At 63.4% G+C, this 18757-nt stretch carries 18 protein-coding genes; 5 read left to right on the top strand and 13 right to left on the bottom strand.

What is annotated here, in order from left to right; all coding sequences use genetic code 11:
- Positions 1 to 167: 167 nt before the first annotated feature.
- Complete coding sequence (locus IF803_RS26340) at positions 168 to 953, bottom strand: class II aldolase/adducin family protein (RefSeq protein ID WP_225642150.1); 786 nt, start codon at positions 951 to 953, stop codon at positions 168 to 170.
- Positions 954 to 1212: 259 nt separating this feature from the next.
- Here IF803_RS26340 and IF803_RS26335 point away from each other — a divergent pair, with 259 nt between their 5' ends.
- Entirely contained in the window at positions 1213 to 2145 is a 933-nt protein-coding gene (locus IF803_RS26335; protein WP_461194028.1) for a 2-dehydropantoate 2-reductase, read from the top strand.
- Positions 2146 to 2157: 12 nt separating this feature from the next.
- Here IF803_RS26335 and IF803_RS26330 read toward each other — a convergent pair whose 3' ends face one another.
- The 5 genes from IF803_RS26330 to IF803_RS26310 all read right to left on the bottom strand — a co-directional run bounded on the left by IF803_RS26330 (position 2158) and on the right by IF803_RS26310 (position 6448).
- A complete protein-coding gene (locus IF803_RS26330) occupies positions 2158 to 3798 on the bottom strand; it encodes a lysine--tRNA ligase (protein ID WP_076832417.1) in 1641 nt (546 codons plus the stop codon).
- A gap of 108 nt (positions 3799 to 3906) precedes the next feature.
- Positions 3907 to 4935, bottom strand: coding sequence for a transporter substrate-binding domain-containing protein (locus tag IF803_RS26325; RefSeq protein WP_461194026.1), 1029 nt, complete (start codon positions 4933 to 4935; stop codon positions 3907 to 3909).
- Between the two features lie 91 nt (positions 4936 to 5026).
- Positions 5027 to 5617, bottom strand: a complete 591-nt coding sequence (locus tag IF803_RS26320; protein ID WP_028339030.1) for an SCO family protein — start codon at positions 5615 to 5617, stop codon at positions 5027 to 5029.
- An 18-nt stretch (positions 5618 to 5635) separates the two neighbouring features.
- Positions 5636 to 5824 (bottom strand): hypothetical protein, encoded by a 189-nt coding sequence (locus IF803_RS26315; protein ID WP_411784147.1) that lies wholly within the window; start codon positions 5822 to 5824, stop codon positions 5636 to 5638.
- Between the two features lie 156 nt (positions 5825 to 5980).
- Complete coding sequence (locus tag IF803_RS26310; RefSeq protein ID WP_028339032.1) at positions 5981 to 6448, bottom strand: hypothetical protein; 468 nt, start codon at positions 6446 to 6448, stop codon at positions 5981 to 5983.
- Positions 6449 to 6727: 279 nt separating this feature from the next.
- Between IF803_RS26310 and IF803_RS26305 the strand changes: the two genes are divergently transcribed.
- A complete protein-coding gene (locus IF803_RS26305; RefSeq protein WP_461194024.1) occupies positions 6728 to 8386 on the top strand; it encodes an FAD-binding dehydrogenase in 1659 nt (552 codons plus the stop codon).
- Positions 8387 to 8481: 95 nt separating this feature from the next.
- Here the strand turns inward: IF803_RS26305 and IF803_RS26300 are convergent, their stop codons facing one another.
- A complete protein-coding gene (locus IF803_RS26300) occupies positions 8482 to 8841 on the bottom strand; it encodes a hypothetical protein (RefSeq protein WP_038384505.1) in 360 nt (119 codons plus the stop codon).
- Between the two features lie 241 nt (positions 8842 to 9082).
- Entirely contained in the window at positions 9083 to 9430 is a 348-nt protein-coding gene (locus IF803_RS26295) for a winged helix-turn-helix transcriptional regulator (RefSeq protein ID WP_194458128.1), read from the bottom strand.
- Positions 9431 to 9535: 105 nt separating this feature from the next.
- Between IF803_RS26295 and IF803_RS26290 the strand changes: the two genes are divergently transcribed.
- Complete coding sequence (locus tag IF803_RS26290) at positions 9536 to 10987, top strand: CDGSH iron-sulfur domain-containing protein (protein WP_461194022.1); 1452 nt, start codon at positions 9536 to 9538, stop codon at positions 10985 to 10987.
- A 532-nt stretch (positions 10988 to 11519) separates the two neighbouring features.
- Entirely contained in the window at positions 11520 to 12089 is a 570-nt protein-coding gene (locus IF803_RS26285; protein ID WP_304497504.1) for a TMEM175 family protein, read from the top strand.
- 187 nt (positions 12090 to 12276) lie between these two features.
- On the opposite strand, the gene IF803_RS26280 is transcribed toward IF803_RS26285, so the two are convergent.
- The 4 genes from IF803_RS26280 to IF803_RS26265 all read right to left on the bottom strand — a co-directional run bounded on the left by IF803_RS26280 (position 12277) and on the right by IF803_RS26265 (position 16435).
- Positions 12277 to 13131: an alpha/beta fold hydrolase gene (locus IF803_RS26280; RefSeq protein ID WP_461194020.1), complete on the bottom strand. Its 855-nt coding sequence runs from the start codon at positions 13129 to 13131 to the stop codon at positions 12277 to 12279.
- 136 nt (positions 13132 to 13267) lie between these two features.
- Complete coding sequence (locus tag IF803_RS26275) at positions 13268 to 13723, bottom strand: VOC family protein (RefSeq protein ID WP_461194018.1); 456 nt, start codon at positions 13721 to 13723, stop codon at positions 13268 to 13270.
- A 117-nt stretch (positions 13724 to 13840) separates the two neighbouring features.
- Positions 13841 to 15604, bottom strand: coding sequence for an MOSC domain-containing protein (locus tag IF803_RS26270; RefSeq protein ID WP_461194016.1), 1764 nt, complete (start codon positions 15602 to 15604; stop codon positions 13841 to 13843).
- Between the two features lie 36 nt (positions 15605 to 15640).
- Positions 15641 to 16435 carry a DUF427 domain-containing protein gene (locus IF803_RS26265; RefSeq protein ID WP_461194015.1) on the bottom strand — a complete coding sequence of 265 codons (795 nt, stop codon included), beginning with the start codon at positions 16433 to 16435 and terminating at the stop codon, positions 15641 to 15643.
- A gap of 531 nt (positions 16436 to 16966) precedes the next feature.
- On the opposite strand from IF803_RS26265, the gene IF803_RS26260 reads away from it, so the two are divergent.
- On the top strand, positions 16967 to 17317 hold the full coding sequence (locus IF803_RS26260) for a RidA family protein (RefSeq protein WP_028339041.1): 351 nt from the start codon (positions 16967 to 16969) through the stop codon (positions 17315 to 17317).
- A gap of 88 nt (positions 17318 to 17405) precedes the next feature.
- Here the strand turns inward: IF803_RS26260 and IF803_RS26255 are convergent, their stop codons facing one another.
- A complete protein-coding gene (locus tag IF803_RS26255; protein ID WP_461194040.1) occupies positions 17406 to 18401 on the bottom strand; it encodes an alpha/beta fold hydrolase in 996 nt (331 codons plus the stop codon).
- Positions 18402 to 18757 lie beyond the last annotated feature (356 nt).

Below are 18757 nucleotides of genomic sequence, written 5' to 3'. Positions count from 1 at the left end.
GGCTGAATTAGTAGCCACAAAACCGGTGTCGTCCCGGCGAAAGCCGGGACCCATAACCACCGATGATTGTTGCTGCTCCACGCTTGGGCCGCAGCGCGCTTCCACAACTCGAGCCTGTGGTTATGGGTCCCTGCTTTCGCAGGGACGACGGTGGAGTTTGACGCGAATTACGTCGCGTAGTCCGGCTCCTTGCGATCCAGCATCCGCTTCAGCGCATCGAAATGCCGCTGCGCCGGGGACGGGCCGTTGTAGAGATGGTCGTCGCGGAAATCGCGCTTGGTCTTCTCCACCACGTGCTGCGGCAATTGCTTGAGCGGCTGCTGCGTCCACATCGCGTAGATCTGCACCTGCGCGGCGCGTTCGATGTAATAGAGTCGGTCATAAGCATCGGCGACCGTCTCGCCGACGGTCGAGATGCCATGATTGGCCATGAACAGGATGGTCTTGTTGCCGATCACCCTGGCGAGCCGCGCGCCTTCCTCGGGATCGAGCGCGGGGCCGGTGTAGAGATCGTCATAGGCAATCGCTTCCGACAGACCGACCTCGGTCTGCCCGATCTCCTTGATGCGCGGATCCTCGAGCCGCGTCAGCGCGCTCGCATAGGGCATGTGGGTGTGGAACACGGCCTTGGCCTGCGGCAGCGCCTTGTGGATCGGCGCATGGATGCAATAGCAGGAGCGTTCGACTTCACCCTCGCCGCGCTTCACCTCGGCATCGTCGATGCCGACCTCCATGAAGGACGATGCTGTCACCTCCGACCAGTGCATGCCGAACGGGATCTGGTAGTAGCGGTCGGTGCGGCCGGGCACCACGAGGGTGAGATGGTTGAAGATGCCTTCCGAAAAGCCGTGGATGTAAGCGAGCCGATGCGCCGCCGCGAGATCGACCCGCGCCTGCCATTCCTCGGCGCTCGAACTGTCCTGCAGCGATGTCGGCGAAACCCTGAACTGCATGCGCATGCTCCCATCTGTGCCGGCCTCTCGGCGGAGGCCGTGCTGATTTTATGGATGCGAGTGTAGCGCAATCCGGCGCCAGGCTCCGGTGAAATTGCCGATGGCCTGCTACCCGAATTTTGCGGGCTCGGCGTCATTATGTGATGATGCGCTGCGAAGACCGCGGATCGGCGGCTTCGTTGGCTGCGGCGGAAAGCCACATGAGCGGCCTGCACTTTCCAACCCAACGCAACACACTCCGCAAAGCCAGAGTCACGCCATGACAGGACCATCCGACCGCAAGACCATCGCCATCGTCGGCCTCGGCAGCATCGGCGGCATCATCACCGGCCTGCTGCGGGCGGTCGACAAGCATGACGTGGTCGCCTGTGTCCGGCGCCCGCTCGGTCGCCTCACGGTCGAGCGGGCGGAAGGCACGGTGGAGGTGCCCCTGCGCGCCCTCACCGATCCGGCGGCGGCTACGCCGGTCGACTGGGTGTTGTTGTCAACCAAGGCGCAGGACACGGAATCGAGCGCGCCCTGGCTGCAGAGGCTGTGCGGGCCGCGGACGCGTGTCGCGGTGCTGCAGAATGGCATCGGCCACGCGGAGCGGCTGGCGTCATTGCTCGGCGCCGCCACGGTCGTTCCGACCATCGTCTATTACAACGGCGAACGGCTGGCGCCGGATCGCGTCCGCTTCCGCCGCGCCGGCGAGCATGAATTCGCGGTTGCCGATGATACAGACGGGCGCGCGTTCGAAGCGCTGCTGGATGGCACGGCGATGCGCGTGCGGCGCTCCGCCGATTTCACCACGCTGGCGTGGCGCAAGCTTCTGCTCAATGCGGTCGCCAACCCGATCACCGCGCTCACCTTGCAGCGGCAGGCGGTGTTCCGCCGGGCGGACGTCAAGGTGCTGTGCCGCGCCATCCTCGAGGAGGCCGCGAATGTCGGCCGCGCCGACGGCGCACAGCTCGCGCCCGACGAGGCCGAGCTGATGCTGGCGGCGTTGTTGACCTATCCGCCCGACGCCGGCACCTCGATGTATTTCGATCGTGTTGCGGGACGCCCGTTCGAAGCCGACGCTCTCACCGGCGCGATCGTCGCGGCCGGCGAACGGCACGGCGTGCCGACGCCGCTCAACGGCCTGCTGCTGACGCTGTTGCGCGCCACCAGCGACGGCCCGCGCGACGCGGCGCAGGCCGAGCCGCGATGAGCGGCGCGATCCCTACGACGACCGCGCCAGCGCGCCGTCGATCATGTTGACCGCGTTCTGCACGCCGTAGACCGCGACGAAGGAGCCGAAGCGCGGACCCTTCTCCTGTCCGAGCAGCACCTGGTAGAGCATGTTGAACCAGTCGAGCGAGACGCCGGGACGGCCGTCCTTGCCCTTCTTGACCATGTCGAGGAACGGCTCGCGACGGCCGATCTCATAGACCACGTTCTGGATGTCTTCCGCGCTCGCGTTCGCCGGCATGTTGGCGAGCGCATCGCGCAGATCCTGCAGCGCGGCGCGCTCTCCGTCGGTCGGCTCGCGGAACTGCTTGGTCGGCGCCACGAAGTCGCGATAGTAGTTGATGGCGTAGCCGACCATCGCGTCTAGCTTCGGATGGGTCTGCGGCGTCACGCCCGGCCGGTAGCGGCCGATGAAGCCCCACAACGTCTCGGCATTCTCCGCGTTCGACGACGACACCAGCGTCAGCAGCAGCTGGAAGGTGACCGGCATATCGGCCTGCGGCGGCTTGCCGGAATGGATGTGCCAGACCGGATTTTGCAGCTGCTGCCGCGCTTCCTGCCGCGTGAAGCCGTCGAGGAATTGCTGGTAGTCGTCGACATTGCGCGGGATGACGTCGAAATAGAGCCGCTTCGCCGCCTTGGGCTCGCGATACATGAACAGCGACAGCGATTCCGGCGAGGCGTAGCGCAACCACTCGTCGATCGTCAGGCCGTTGCCCTTCGACTTCGAGATCTTCTGGCCCTTCTCGTCGAGGAAAAGTTCGTAGTTGAAACCTTCCGGCGGCGTGCCGCCGAGCGCCGAGCAGATCTTGCCCGACAGCTTCACCGAGTCGATCAGGTCCTTGCCGGCCATTTCATAGTCGACGCCGAGGGCGTACCAGCGCATCGCCCAGTCCGGCTTCCATTGCAGCTTGCAGCGGCCGCCGGTGACGGGAACCGTGACGCTCTCCTTGGTATCGGGATCTTCGTAGGAGATCGTGCCGGCCTTGGCGTCGTGCGCCGTCACCGGCACGTAGAGCACGAGGCCGGTGCGCGGGCAGATCGGCAGGAACGGCGAGTAGCTCGCCGCGCGCTCCTCGCGCAGCGACGGCAGCATGATCGCCATCACCTTCTCGATCCGCTCCAGCATGCGCAGCAGCGCGGCATCGAACCGGCCGGAGGTGTAGTACTCGGTCGAGCTCGCGAACTCGTAGTCGAAGCCGAACTGGTCGAGGAACGCGCGCAGCCGCGCATTGTTGTGCTGGCCGAAGCTCGGATGGGTGCCGAACGGATCGGGCACCTTGGTCAGCGGCTTGCCGAGATGCTGCTCCAGCAGCTCCTTGTTCGGCACGTTGTCCGGCACCTTGCGCAGGCCGTCCATGTCATCGGAGAAGGCGAGCAGGCGCGTCTTGATCTTGTCTTCGGTGAGCACGCGGAAGGCGTGGCGCACCATCGTGGTGCGCGCGACCTCGCCGAAAGTGCCGATATGCGGCAGGCCCGACGGGCCGTAGCCGGTCTCGAACAGCACCTCGTCCTTGGGATTTTTCTTCAGCCGCGCCACAATCGCTTTCGCCTGCTCGAACGGCCAGGCGTTGGATTGTTCGGCGAGCGCCCGCAGGTCGCTCGGGCTGGCAGAAGGATCAATCACGGACATTCCTCAGGTTCTCTCCAAAAAGGCCGCGAAAACTAACGCTTTCGCGGCAAAATGCAAAACGACGCTCCCTCGCCCCGCTCTTGCGGGGAGAGGGTGAAGACCACAGCGTCAGAACGGGCTGACCGAGAAATAGCGCAGCCACAGGTCGGTGAAGCGGCCTTTTTCCCAGATCCGGAACAGCGCCCAGTTCAGCGACTGCCGGAGCAGATCGTTACCCTTGCGGACGGCGATGCCGACGCCCTCGCCGAAATAGCGGCTCTCGACAAAGGGACCGCCGGCAAACGCGCAGCATTCGGCGGAATCGGTGCCGTTGATCCAGAACGCGAGCGAGATCGCATCGCCAAAGATGAAGTCGACCTCGCCGCGGCGCAGCGCCGCGCGCAGCGCGTCGTTATCCGGAAAGGAATGGATCTCGGCGTCGGTGAACATCGCCTTGAGGTAGGCCTCGTGCGAGGTACCGGCGATGACGCCGACCTTCTTGCCCTCGAGATATTCCGGGCGGATTTCCGGCATCGCGTTGTCACGGCGCGACACGAAGCGCGCCGGCGCGCGGTAATAGGGATCGGTGAAATCGACCTTGGCGCGCAGCTGCGGCGTCACGGCCATCGACGCGATGATGGCATCGCCACGGTTGGTCGCCAGGGCATCGATCAGGGTCTCGAAGCGGCGCATCTGGATGGTGCAGGTGACCTTGATCTCGTCGCAGAGCGAACGCGCCAGGTCGACGTTGAAACCGGCCGGATTGCCGTCGGGACCGGTGAAATTGAACGGCGGATAGTCGGTCTCGGTCAGGAAGCGGATCACGGTGAGGCGCGACAGGTCCGGGCGGTCCGGCCGGCGCCGCGGGTCCCAGAAACCCGGCACCGCCTGCGGCGCGGCCTCGGCGGCGGCCTTGGGCGGCAGGGTCGGGGCTGGCTGGGTTGCCGCTGGGGCCGCAGGCGCTGCCTGCGGTGCAGCCGGCGCCGGTCTGGTCGGCGGAGCCGGCGCAGGGGCCGTCTTGGCCGCCGGTGGTTGCGCTGGAGGCGTCTGCCCGATCGCAGGACCCGCCATGGCTAGCAAGGCAGCCGCGATCATGCCCGCGGCCAGGCGACGCTGGCGGGAGCGGACGGCAAAGAGCTGGGCGGACAAGTCTGGCATAACCGGCAATTTCAGGAAATCGAACGGCTTATAGCCGAATCGGCGCCTGAAGCGAGCGCCGATTGGGTTAATTCTGAACCGGAAATGGCGATCAGAGATACCGTTTGAGATCGGCCGCCGCCTCTTCCGGCGTCCGTTTCAGATTGAACGGCGCGACGAAATGACCGTCGCGGTCCATCAGATAGATCAGCGCGGTGTGGTCCATCGTGTAGTCGCCATCCTTCAGCGGCACTTTCTTGGCGTAGACACGATAGCTCGACAGCACCTTGGCGATCGCGGCGGGATCGCCGGTCAGGCCCTTGAGGTGCGGATCGAAGCTCGACAGGTAATCCTTCATCGCGGTGGCGGTGTCGCGTTCCGGATCGACCGAGACGAAATAGGCATTCACGCGATCGGCGTCCTTGCCCATGGCCTTCAGCACCTCCGAGATCTCGAACAGCGAGGTCGGGCAGATGTCCGGGCAATGGGTGAATCCGAAGAAAATCAGGGTCGGCTTGCCCTGGAGATTCTTGTCGGTGACCGTCTGGCCGGACTGGTCGGTGAGCTGGAACGACCCGCCGATCGCGGCCGGCGCGGCAACGGTGCGCAAGCCGCCGATCGCCCACAGCATGAGGAACAAGCCGACCGCCAGACTGCCCGCGAAGGCAGCGAAGATCACCAATGGGCGCGTGGTCCGGGGCATGATGCAAGAGCGTCCTTGTCAGAAGCAGGCAGAGATGCCGGCCGTGATCATTTCGAAAAACACCGCGGTCCCGTAGTGGAACCAGAGCGCGGCGGCGGCAAGCAGGGCCAATCCGCCGATAGCGGCCGCACCCCACAGGATCGCGGACGCTACCCGGCCCTGCGGAGCCGTTACGAGCTCGGATCGGGTGGAGATCGGCTGAACCATGAGGCTGAGATAAGCCCGGTTCCGGCAGGCAGCAAGCGCAATGGCGGTCGCAGGCCGTCAAATGATGGCGAGCGATTCCGGCGCCTGCTCGTCCATGGCCCCGGCGCATGCCCAGGCCAATGGCCGACGAGGGTCAAACAGAGACGCAGCCGGAGCTTAGTGCGCGGGCTTCGGCGCCGAGGCCTGCGCGTTGAGGTAGCACGGTTTGTACAGCGCCTGCAGTTGCTTGCCGCGCAGGAAGATCATGCGCCGGGTCAGGCCACCACGCTCCGAAATCCATCTGCGTACCGCCGGCGGATACATCAGGTACAGCATATGGGTGGCTTCGGGATTGGGGACCGGGCGGCCGTTGTCACCGTAATCCCAGGCTGCGTGGAAGCCGAGGCTGGCGTGCGAGGTCACACAAATCCGGTCGTGAGGAACCTTGCCGAGCACGATGGTGCAGGCCGAGGCGCACAGCCCGTCGATGATGACCGTTTCGCCCGAAGTCCTCAGGTCCTGATACCTGTCGACATAGACGCCGATCTTGCCGCCGCGATCGTCGGCGATCCTGACTACAGCTTGAGACGTCCCCATTCCCGCCAGCAGGAGAACCGCAGCGAGCAACCCCGTCATCAACTTCATTTTGGCCAGCCCCAGTCGAAACCGAATCTGTTTGGTCTGTGATGCAAGACAATCGTGAGCGTGTTGCGCGCGCGTATTTTTGTCCAGACGAGCGAAGCCGGTCAAAACAAATTCAAATTGGGTGTTGCGCGCACGCTGCAGTGGGACTGGGGAAAGGTCCCAAACTGGAACAGCGTGGCGCGCGTGCTTGGTGCTCCGCCGCCACAGGCAAGGTCCATTTGGCGTTGACCGCACGCAATGAGGCGGTCTTGAATCCCGATGGGACCGGGGGACTCAAACATGGCTGAGGATGCAGATGTGATCGTGGTTGGCGCGGGGCTTGCCGGTCTCGTCGCCGCAACCGAGATTGCCGACGCAGACAAGCGCGTCATCGTGCTCGACCAGGAAGGGGAACAGAGCATCGGCGGCCAGGCCTTCTGGTCGTTTGGCGGCCTGTTCCTGGTCGATTCGCCGGAGCAGCGCCGGCTCGGCATCAAGGATTCGGTCGACCTCGCACTGCAGGACTGGATGGGCACCGCCGGTTTCGATCGCGAGGAGGATTACTGGCCACGCAAATGGGCTGAAGCCTATGTCGCATTCGCGGCCGGAGAGAAACGCGACTGGCTGCGCGCGATGGGCCATCGCATCTTCCCGGTGGTCGGCTGGGCCGAGCGCGGCGGTTACGACGCGATGGGCCATGGCAATTCGGTGCCGCGCTTCCACGTCACCTGGGGCACCGGCCCCGGCATCGTCGAGCCGTTCGAGCGCCGCGCGCGCGAGGCCGCGAAGAGCGGACGGCTGGTGTTCAAGTTCCGCCACCGCGTCGACGCGCTCAGCGTCACCAACGGTGTGGTCGACGGCGTCAGCGGCGTGATCCTGGAACCGACCTCGGTCGAGCGCGGCAAGAGTTCCTCGCGCGAGGTCGTCGGCGATTTTTCCTTCCGCGCGCAGGCCGTGATCGTCGCGTCCGGCGGCATCGGCGGCAATCATGATCTGGTGCGGCAGAACTGGCCGAAGCGGCTCGGCGAGCCGCCCAAGTTCATGATCTCCGGCGTGCCCGAACATGTCGACGGTCGCATGATCGGCATCACCGAGGCTGCGGGCGGGCGGCTGATCAACCGCGACCGCATGTGGCACTACGTCGAAGGCATCCGGAACTGGAACCCGATCTGGCCGCGTCACGGCATCCGGATCCTGCCGGGACCGTCGTCGCTGTGGTTCGACGCGTCAGGCAAACGGCTGCCGGCGCCGCTGTTCCCGGGCTCCGACACGCTCGGGCAACTGCACTACATCATGGGCACCGGTTACGATTATTCGTGGTTCATCCTGACCCAGAGCATCATCAAGAAGGAGTTCGCGCTGTCCGGCTCCGAACAGAACCCCGACCTCACCGGCAAGAGCTGGCGCATGACGATCAAGCGCGCCACCAACAAGGGCGCGCCGGCGCCGGTGGAGGCGTTCAAGCAGCACGGCGCTGACTTCATCGTGCGCGACAATCTCGCCGATCTCATCAGTGCCATGAACAAGCTCGCGGGCAACGATCTGTTGCAACTCGACGCCATCAAGGCGCAGATCGAGGCGCGCGACCGCGAGATCACCAACCCCTACGTCAAGGATGCGCAGGTGATGAACCTGCACAATGCACGGCGCTATATCGGCGACAAATTAATCCGCACCGCGAAGCCGCACCGCATCCTCGATCCCGAGCACGGCCCGCTGATCGCGGTGAAGCTCAACATCCTCACCCGCAAGACGCTCGGCGGATTCGAGACCGATCTCGATTCGCGGGTGTTCGGCAACGATCACCAGATCATTCGCGGGCTCTACGCGGCCGGCGAAGCCGCCGGCTTCGGCGGTGGCGGCGTGCATGGCTATCGCTCGCTGGAAGGCACGTTCCTCGGCGGCTGCCTGTTCTCGGGCCGCAACGCGGGGCGCGCGGCAGCGAAGGCGGTGAACTAGGCGCGCCTTTCCCTGATGCGGTCGTTGAGGCCCGACGGCGAGAACCGGCGGGCCCCAATTTGCTGAGCCCGGATTTCTTCAGGCTGCGAATTTGTTCAGGCCGTCTTGGTGAAAAGCGTCAGGATGCCGTTGGTGAGATTGACCGCGACAACTTGTGCCGAGCTGAGGCCCTTCGCCTTCAGCGCGGATACTGCTTCTTCAGACGCGTCGATGGAACCGCGAAGGTTCCGCAGGTCGTCTTCGCTTGCCTTTGCGACGACAGCCTCGACCTTTGACCGGGCGTCGGGCTTGAGTTCCTTGATGTCCACGACCTGGATGCTCCGGATGGCGGTGGGCTGATCAGATTGAGCCTGCGGCATCGCCTTCGGTTGCGTTCCCTGCACCTGCGCCCAAGCAGGTGTTCCGAGCGAGAGCGCCGCAACGATGACGGACGCCGTAGAGATGCGGATGCGCATGACTATTCCTTGTGTTGATTACCCCCAACGTCCCGCGACAACGGGCTTTCCTTGCTTAAGGTTCCGCCGGAAATCCGCTCTCTGGACTAGTGGTTATGCGACCGTCGCCGGGGGCGGTGCCAAAATATCGAAAACAACCCCATGCAAAGGTGCCGGCGGTGGCCAGCGTTCGACCAAGCAACTTGACACGTCGGGCAACTCAGACGTATTCTTCTAATATTCCGAAATCTCGCGTCTTGCTCTAGTCTGCCTCCGCGCCGAGGAAGCGGACGCCGAACGTGTCGGCGTTGGCCTCGCCCCAATCGTAGAGTGCCTGCAGCATCGGCTTCAGCATCTCGCCGCGCTTGGTCAGGCAATAGCGCGAGGAGCCGCCGCCACGCTCCTGCCTGACAAAGCCTGAATTGCAGAGATCGCGCAGGCGTTCGGTCAACACCTTGTCGCTGAGCTGCGGGATGTCGTGGCGCAATTCGCCATAGCGCATCGGCCGGACCTTGAGCCGGCTCAGGATCACCGTCTTCCATTTGCCGCTGAGCTGATCGATCGAGAACTCGACCGGGCAACCATATTTGCGCTTGGTCTTGCGGATCATTGCAACTCTCCCGCGGCACTTTCCATCTGGTTCGTTGAGAGCCGCCATCGATCCATCTAAGCACGCTTGGCACGGGTTGGGCGAGTTCAGGGATCATTGCAAGGCATGACAGACGACAATTCCGCCCAGGGTCCAAGCGACAAGCAACAGCCGCGCAAGCGCATCGTCGTCAGACGCAGCGGACCTTACGAACCGGAGCCCGACATTCCGATCGTCGATCATGTCGGCGTGCCGATCGCAGCCGAGGCGTCGGTGCGGCTCTGCCGCTGTGGACAATCGCAGACTAAGCCGTTCTGCGACGGCAGCCACATCGCGCGCGGTTTCACCGACGCCAGGGATCCGCGGCGCGTGCCGGACAGGCTCGAGGTCTATGCGGGGCAGCAGGCCTTTGTGTTCGACAATCGCGGCACCTGCGCGCATTCCGGCTTCTGCACCAACCGGCTCGCCTCCGTGTTTCGTCTCGGCGAGCAGCCTTTCATCGCACCCAGCGGCGCGCGCTTGGACGATCTCATCAACGCGGTGCGCAGATGCCCATCGGGGGCACTCGGCATCGGCATTGGCCCCGAGCGAAACGCCAACCTGTCGGATGTCAACCGGCCGCCGCAGATCGAAGTGTCGAAGGACGGGCCCTATCGCGTCACCGGCCATGTCGAGCTGGTCGATGAGAATGGCACGACAATCGTGCAGAACGCGGGCGCGTCGCAGGAGCATGTCAGCCTGTGCCGCTGCGGCGCGTCTCTGAACAAGCCGTTTTGCAGCGGCATGCACTGGAATGTCGAATTTCGCGATCCCGTTCCCGATCCGATGCGCGAGCCGACGCTGTTCGAATGGGCCGGCGGCTATCCGGCGCTGCTCGACATGACGCGCATCTTCTACAGCCGCTACGTGCCGGAAGATCCGCTGCTCGGGCCGCTGTTCGCCGAGATGTCGCCGGACCACCCCGAACGGGTGGCGGCGTGGCTCAGCGAAGTGTTCGGCGGCCCGCGCTTCTACACCGAACGCTATGGCGGCGATCGGCGGATGGTATCGCAGCACATCGGCAAGGAGATCCGGCCGGAGCAGCGCGCATTGTGGGCGACCTACATGGTGCAGAGCGCCGACGATGCCGGCTTGCCGACCGATCCGGAATTCCGCGCCGCCTTCGTCGCCTATATCGAATGGGGCTCGCGGATCGCGGTCGAGAATTCCGGTGTCGGCGCAACACCGCCGCGGAACATGCCGGTGCCGCGATGGTGGTGGGTCTGCAACGCAACGCCGGCCGCACGGCCGTCCGCAACCGCGAGCGATGCGCAGGCCGCGAACGAGATCAGCGTGGCACTCCCTGGTCCCGACGAGGCCGTGCAGTTCGAACAGCGCATCCGGCCGCTGTTCCGGCCGATGGATCGCAGTTCGATGCTGTTCGCCTTCGATCTCTGGAAGGAGGAGGATGTCGCCAGACACGGTCAGCAAATCCTGGCACGGCTCGAGGCCGGGACCATGCCCTGCGACGGCGCCTGGCCGGCCGAGCGAGTGGCGCTGTTCGCGCGCTGGGCGAACGCGCTGAAGACAGTAACCTAGGTCCGTGCACCCATAATTCGGCCGGGCTGACGGTTCGCAAGAGTCCACTATGCCCCGGTAGCGATCAAATTCCGCATCGAAAAATGACGCGATGGGCCAGAAGCGGTCAACCCAGCCTGGCTGGTGTTTGCACGATCACTGTCAATAGCCGAAAATCATTCGTAGCTGCGTTCTTGTTAGGCCCAGCGAAAGTCGCTCGACTGGTTTTCCTGCGGATCGCCATGTCGCACGGCCTCGAGTTCGATTCTTCACGACGCCGGGGGTCGTCAAATGGAGCCTGTCGACCGACCCAATGGCCTGGAATCTGACTGGCGAGTTTCTATTCAAGGATATCGTCTTGCTTTGTGTCTGCGCCGTGTCGTTCCTGGCCTCTTTGCCGCAGACTGTTGTAAAATCACGGACCACCTAGACCGGCCGCTGACGTGCTGGATTCGGTGGGCGACCTGTGGCCCTGTGCGCGGCCGCTGGCCAATTGACGCAAACAGCTTGCTCTGCAAACCTCACCTAGCTTCGCGCGATAGGAGGGCGGACCGTGCTGCAAAGAGCGACACCGGAGCGACTGAGCACGTTCTCCGACGGTGTGTTCGCCGTGCTCATCACGGTGCTGGTGTTGGAATTGAGACCGCCCGAGAGGCCCACTTTCGAAGCGTTGCTGGCTCTCTGGCCGACCTGGCTGAGCTATGCGGTGAGTTACGTCTTCATCGCGATCGTCTGGGTCAATCACCACCACCTGATGCGCTACGCCAGTGAGGCTACGCCGAGCCTCTTGTGGTTTAATTTTGCGCATCTGTTTTCGATGTCGCTGCTTCCGCTCTCCACGGCCTGGATGGCGGTGAGCGAGCTCGCGCCACAGCCGGTGGCTTTCTACGCGGCGGTCTTCTTTCTGGTCAACGCGACCTATATCGCGCTGATCTGGGAGCTCATCGATCGGACGCCACACGGGGACATCCCACCAAAGGTGCGCAGGATCATGCGGGTGCGGTCGCTGACGACGTTGTGCCTCTTCGGTGTGGCAGCAGTCGCGGCGCTGAGGTACCCACTTGTCGGCCTTGGAATCTGCATCTGCTGTCTCATCGTCTATCTGAGGCCAGAACCGACTTAGGCTCAGAAGCAGCACACCGAGCAGAAGCAGCTATTCCAGGTCGTTCTGCCGCGACTTTGATCGGGCTATAGTGTCTTATCGGCGCCACGCATAACGACCTGAGGGCGTCATTTGGTAGACGACGCTGCAGCGCCTTCGCATCGTCCAACATGTTCCGATGGAAACCCGGAACAATGTCGTTGCAGGTTCAAAGTGCTAAGAATTCGCGGATCTTTGCTGCGATCTCCCTCACATGGGTCTCGAGCGCAAAGTGGCCCGTTTCGAAGAAATGGATCATGGCGCCGGGAATATCGCGCCTGAACGCCTCGGCACCGCGTGGCAGGAAAAAAGGATCGTTCTTTCCCCAGACGGCCAGGAAACGTGGCTGGTGAGCCCGGAAATAGTTTTGGAAAGTCGGATACAGCGCGACGTTGCTCTTGTAGTCGCCCAAAAGATCCAACTGAATTTCGTCGGCGCCTGTGCGGGCCAAATAGAAGTTGTCGAGCGAATAGCCGTCCGGAGAAATCGCGGTCACGTCTGGCGCACCGTGCGTATACTGCCAGCGCGTCGTCTCTGGTGCCAGGAAGCTGCGGAGCACTTCTCGGTTGGACGGAGACGGCTCTTGCCAATAGTTCCGAACGGGACTCCAGCCCTCGCTCAACCCTTCCTCATACGCGTTGCCATTCTGTGAGATGATTGCGGTGATGCGATCCGGATGCCGAACGGCGAGGCGAAAGCCGACGGGGGCACCATAGTCGAAGACGTAAATCGCGAAGCGATGGAGACCAATCGCCTCGGCGAAGCGATCGATTACGTTCGCGATATTCTCGAATGTGTAAACGAAGGCGCTCCGCGGCGGCATGTCGGACTGGCCAAACCCGGGCAGGTCGGGAGCGACGAGGCGAAACTGATCCGCAAGGAGCGGGATGAGATCGCGAAACATGTGGCCGGCAGTGGGAAAGCCGTGCAACAGCAGGATCGTCGGCGCGTCCTTCGGCCCAGCTTCGCGGTAGAATACTCCTATGCCATCGACATCTACTTTCCTGTAGCTGACTGCGCGCATGGGAACTCCTTTCCCTTTAGAGGTCATCGACAGGGGCCGAGAATGAAGAACCTAGAAAAGGGTATCCGTCCCGACCTCCTCCTGGATGCTCCTACGACGCCGCGCATGGCCAACGTCGCGAAGCGTCCACAACACGTCACAGATTGCGGTAACCTCGTTCCTGTAGCACCCAGCTGTTGCCATCCGGGTCCAAGAAATCGGCGAAGCTGGCGTAATCCCTGCGCGTGGGGTCGAGCCCGGTTGCGAAACCTCCGTCCCAGGCATCGATGGGTGTTTTGTGCCGGGCCTCACTGACATTGACCCCACGTTCGAGCAGGCCGCTCCGCATAGTTTCAAGGTCGGTCACGACGAGATAGACATTGCGTACTGATCCGATGGGCGCGTCGGTGACTCCGCGACGGATCTGTATCGAGCAGCTCGAGCCCGGCGGAGTGAGCTGCACGACGCGGAACGCGTCATTCGGCGAATAGTCGACATCAAGCGTGAAGCCGACCTGGTCGACATAGAACCGCAGCGCTCGCTCGACATCGCTCACCGGCAACGTGATCACCTCAATTGAGAGCTTCACGACTGCTTTGCTGGTTGTGTTCATCGCGCCGCGACCCCTCTTTGGTCTGATGTTCGCCGCCCTGATCTTCCACTTGCGGCGGGTTCCTCTTCCAAGTAACCGTGGCGGTCCCTCGGCCGGAAATCGAAATCCGGCCAGGATTCATAAGTCGATCACGACGTCACGAATCGGTTGTGAGCAGCAAACGAGAAGGTTGCCGTCGGCGGGCTTCTCGAGTGGCTGGGGTCCATAGGCGACCTCGCCCGAAACCAAACCGCTCTCACAGTTGTGACAAACACCGGTCCGGCACGACCAACGGACCGGGACGTCGCACGCCTCGGCCAGCTCCAAAATGCTCTGGTAGGCTGACGCCTTCCAGTGTACGGCGATGCCACTTCGCGCGAACGATACCAGCGGACCGGTGTTGGCGTCGTCCCTGGGCAGATGTGGAGTTCGCGTCGCTGCGCCGACGACACCAGGAGTCATCGACTCGCTGCCGTTGAAGATTTCGACATGCATCCGCTCCGGCGCCACGTCCAAGGCTGCGAGCGCCTCTTTCATCTCCGCCATGAAGCGAGTCGGCCCGCAGAGGTAGACATCCGCCTCTCGCGGGATGCCGACCTTGTCGAAGACGGATCGCGACAGGTGACCGGTAGCGTCGAAATCCTCGCCCATTTTGTCGCGCGAGCCTGGCCGGCTGTAACAGACATAGCTGCGGCCGCGGGTGAGTGCGGGCATGAGCCGGCGGACTTCGGCGGCAAATGGATGGTGCTGCCGGTCGCGAGCCGTGTGCAGCCACAAGACCTGCCGTGTCGAGCGGGCCGCCGCCAGCGCGTACAGCATCGCCAGCACAGGCGTCGCCCCGATTCCCGCGCTGAGCAACACCACGGGCCGCTCTCCCGACTGCAGAATGAAGCTTCCCCGCGGAGAGCTGACGTCGAGAACATCGCCCATGCGGACATGCTCCCGCAGGTAGGTTCCAGCCGCCCCATCCGGCTCGACCTTCACGCTGATCCGGTAGCGCTCCGTCGAGAGGGGACCCGAGAGCGAGTAGCTGCGAAAGAGTGGCGGGCCGCCGCCGATCCGTCGAAGACGCAAGACCACGTACTGACCGGGCAGAGCCTGTCGCAGCTGCTGACCGTCCGGATGCCGCATCGACAGGGAGAGGACGTCCGCGGACTCCTGATCTATCGCTGCCACCGCGAGCGGCTGAAATCCTGGTGCAACCGGATGCGCAGCCGCTGCCGGCGCGAGCCCTGCGTTGCCGCTTCCCGCGCCAGTCGTCTGATTCTGCAGTAACGCCTCAAACGACACGCGCCATCCGGGCGAAAGCGTCTCGATCCGCAAGGCGCGCTCCAGTCGATCGCGTGGATGATTGGGCAAATAGAGAAGCGCGTTGATCTCTGCGACCGTCATTCGCTCATTCGCTTCTCCCACCTTCATGATTTCGTCGCCGGCGCCTACTTCGCCTTCCTGCAGGACTCGGAAGTAGAACCCCGGACGGCCGCTGGATGTCAGCAATGCCGGCATCCGCGGCTCGTTCATCCGGATGCCGACCCGATAGCAGGTCACGCGGGGCTGAGTGACCTCGAACACTGCGCCGCCGATTTGATACCGGTCGCCGATGCCAACGGCATCGTCGGGTAATCCCTCAATCGTGAAGTTCTCGCCGAACTGTCCATGGACGAGGTCGGTCCTCTTCAGCTGTTCCTGCCAGTAGCGATACGATTCGATCTGGTAGACGAAGACGGCTCGCTGCTCACCCCCGTGGCCGCTCAGGTCGCCTTGACCGTCTCCATCCAGATTCAACCGGCCGACCCGGCAACGGCCACGCACGGGATTTTTCCAGATCCCGGTGTGTACAGTGCGGCCCTTCCATTCGATATCACGCGGCAGTCCGACGTTCACCGACAGCAGTCGCGCCATGTCCCGCTCCACTTTGATAGGGACCGAAGGTGCTTCCTAGCCGCCGCCACCTGGCTCATGGACCACCTCGGAAACGTCGATGTTGCGATCTGGGCCGTGCGCAACCACCGTCTGGCCCGGCTCGAGATGGAGCTGGGTGCCATCGAGATGGACCGAGACGATATCCGGTTCGAACGACACTAGGTTGGAGATGCGGCGAACCTCGGGATAGGCGTCAGGATACCACCATGCCGCCAGACGTGCCTCATCGATGGAGTAGTAGCTGCAGAGCCCCTTGTATGGGCAGAAGGTCTGGAGTTTCACGGGAGTGAGGGCGGACTCATCGATGTCGGCGCGTGGAACGTACCAGCGCGGCGCGAAGCCGGACTCGTAGAGCACGAGCGGCCGCTTGGTATCGGCGATGATCCGGTCACCATGGCGGACCACGAGGTTACGGGAAGCGCGGCGGATATCGATGCGGTGGTAGGGGTCAGCGGCATGGCCCACAATTCGCTCGTCTTCTTCGTAGAAAGCGTCCATAGCCCGCCAAGCGAACGCAACGCGTGCCTGCAGTTCGCTCGCATGGGGAGGAAGGCTGGTGTGCTGCCATGCCCCTCGCGGTGCGACGTGCTGCTCGTCGGCCCGGACGCTGTACCAGGACGTGAGCCCGAGATCGGCGTGTTGGGTGGTATGCTCGGTGCGTTCAAGGATGCGTGGGGAAATGTCGGTCTCCGGAAAGTAGGCGACCGGATAGCGGCCCGGTTCGAAGAACAGGAGGACATTCTCGCTATCGGCGATCCAGATCCCCCCGAAGCGAATGCGCATACGCCGGCGCAACCGCTCGACGTACAACAATCTCTTAGGCAGCGGTTCGGGCACGAGGAACCGGCCGATTGCTCCCGTTGAGAGTGGACCTTGTTGCCAAGACAGTCCCATGGTCTCCCCCATGGGTTTGATGTTCGAGCCCGCCAGCAACCTCCGAACGCAGATCCGGCAGCAAGGTTCCTCGACAGGCGCTTGTCAAATTCGCATCAATCCGAATTTGGTTGCGCGCTAATGGAGTCCACGCCCTAAAGTAGGATGTGTTTTGGTTAAATCTGCTTGCCGCGATTTCGGTTTACCTCTCCCCGGCGGGGCGAGGTAAACCTTCGGCGCCGTTCCAGCTGAACCTAATCTCATCACGCTTTAGACCGCGATTTCCATGAGGTGCGCGCTGCAAAATGCGCAGTGGCGGCGGTCGCCCTGACGCGCTAGAGGTCTGGTTCTGATCAAATCAGAACCAAACCTGTCGATCTCTTGTTTTGACGCGTTTTCTTCACGCGAACCGGTAGCCACTTCGCTTGAAAACGCTATAGACATGCCCGCCATTCAGTGGAGACCCAAATGAGCATTCAGCGTTTCGAAACCGGCCCGCGCATGAGCCAGGCCGTCGTGCACGGCAACACCGTCTATCTCGCCGGCGTCGTCGCCGGCAAGGCCGCGGGCGGCAGCGTCACCGACCAGACCAAGGACATCCTGTCGATCATCGACGGCCACCTCGCCAAGGCCGGCACCGACAAGTCGAAGCTGCTCAGCGCGACGATCTACATCACCGACATGAAGACGTTCCCGGAGATGAACGCGGTGTGGGACGGCTGGGTCTCGGAGGGTAACACCCCGGCCCGCGCCACCGTCGAGGCCAAGCTGGCGGCGCCGCAGTACAATGTCGAGATCATGGTCGTCGCGGCCAAGTAAGCGCGACAAGTAAGCGCGCCGCACGTCGCGATAGATGTCGGATGCCCCGGATTGCAAAATCGCAGTTCGGGGCATTTCACATCACACCTCACGCGCTGATCCGCGATCGCTCGCTCGCGGTCTCGCCGAGATCAGACTGAAGCCAGCGGGCAATCCGACGCCACGGACCGGCCAAGGCCCCGCGGCCCATGAACAGGCCGAGGTGACTACACGGCTCGGTCTCTCGTTGCAGCCACGCGGGCCGCGTGCCCAACAGCCGCATCGTCGCAAACGCCTGGTCGGGCGGAACGACGATGTCGTTCTCCGCAGCGAGCAGGAAGACCGGCAGCTTCACCGCAGCAAGATCGATTTTGCGGCCAAGCGCGACGAAGTGTCCGGCCGCAATCCGGTTCTGGCGAAAGATCCAATCGGTCACTTCAAGGTAGTAGGTACCCGGCAGATCGAGGGGATCGCTGTCCCAGTGTGTGAAACGGTCGAGCAGCGCCCGTGCATCCTCCGACTTGCGGTCGAGCCGTCGCTGCAGCGCCGCTTCCACGTCAAGCAGACTGAACGGGATACTCCAGACCTTCAGCATCTGCTTGCCACTGACAATCCCATCCCCCTGACGCACCAGCACCTCGAAGCCTTGCTGCGGCAGCGAGGCGACCATCCGGGAAAGCTCCGACGGCACCGAAACGTCCACCGGGCTGCCTGCAAGCACAAGCCGTCGTACCTTGCCCGGAAAGCGCGCCGCATAGAGCAAGGACAGCCAGCCGCCCTGACAGAGACCTGCAAGGTCGACCGGCGGCCCGATCGTGTCGACGGCCACGTTGAGATCGGACAGAAAGGTGTCGATCGAGAAATATCGCATCTCCGATGCCGCCGAGCGCCAATCCGTGAGATAGAGACGCGCAACGCCAGCCTTCTGCAACGCCTCCATCAGGCTGTGGCCGGGGGCAAGATCCGCAATCTGCGCGCGATGCAGCGCATAGGGCGCGCAGACCAGCAACGGCCGGCCTTCGGCCGCTCTTGAGAAATCCAGCACGCACATCGACGGCAGCTGAAGCGCGACCGAATGGGCTGTCGTCCAGGGCAGCGACGCCACTTCGCCCGGCGAATCTGTGGGCTCGGGCACACGATTGGGGTACCACTGCGAGTAGATGTCCAACGCCAATCGCGCGGCTTCAAACGGCCATAGCCAAGCGTCCTGCGCCCAGCTAGCGCTCGCACTTCGATCCGATGGATCCGTCTTTTCGGGCAAGCTCATTCACCGATTGATCGCTACCGGGATGGTCTGGCCAACGCGGGTCACCTTCACGCTGATCAAGAGCCGACAAATTCAGGTCGGAACAGTTTACGCCAAACGGGCTGGAGCGGCAGCCACGCCGGGATGTCACGATCTCGCGATCCCGGCGCGGCCTGCTGCCAAGCAGCAAAAGCCGTCGTTTCAACGGACTAAAG

The sequence above is a fragment of the Bradyrhizobium sp. UFLA06-06 genome (genome assembly GCF_054820065.1).
This window is presented reverse-complemented; position numbering and strand designations above follow the sequence as displayed.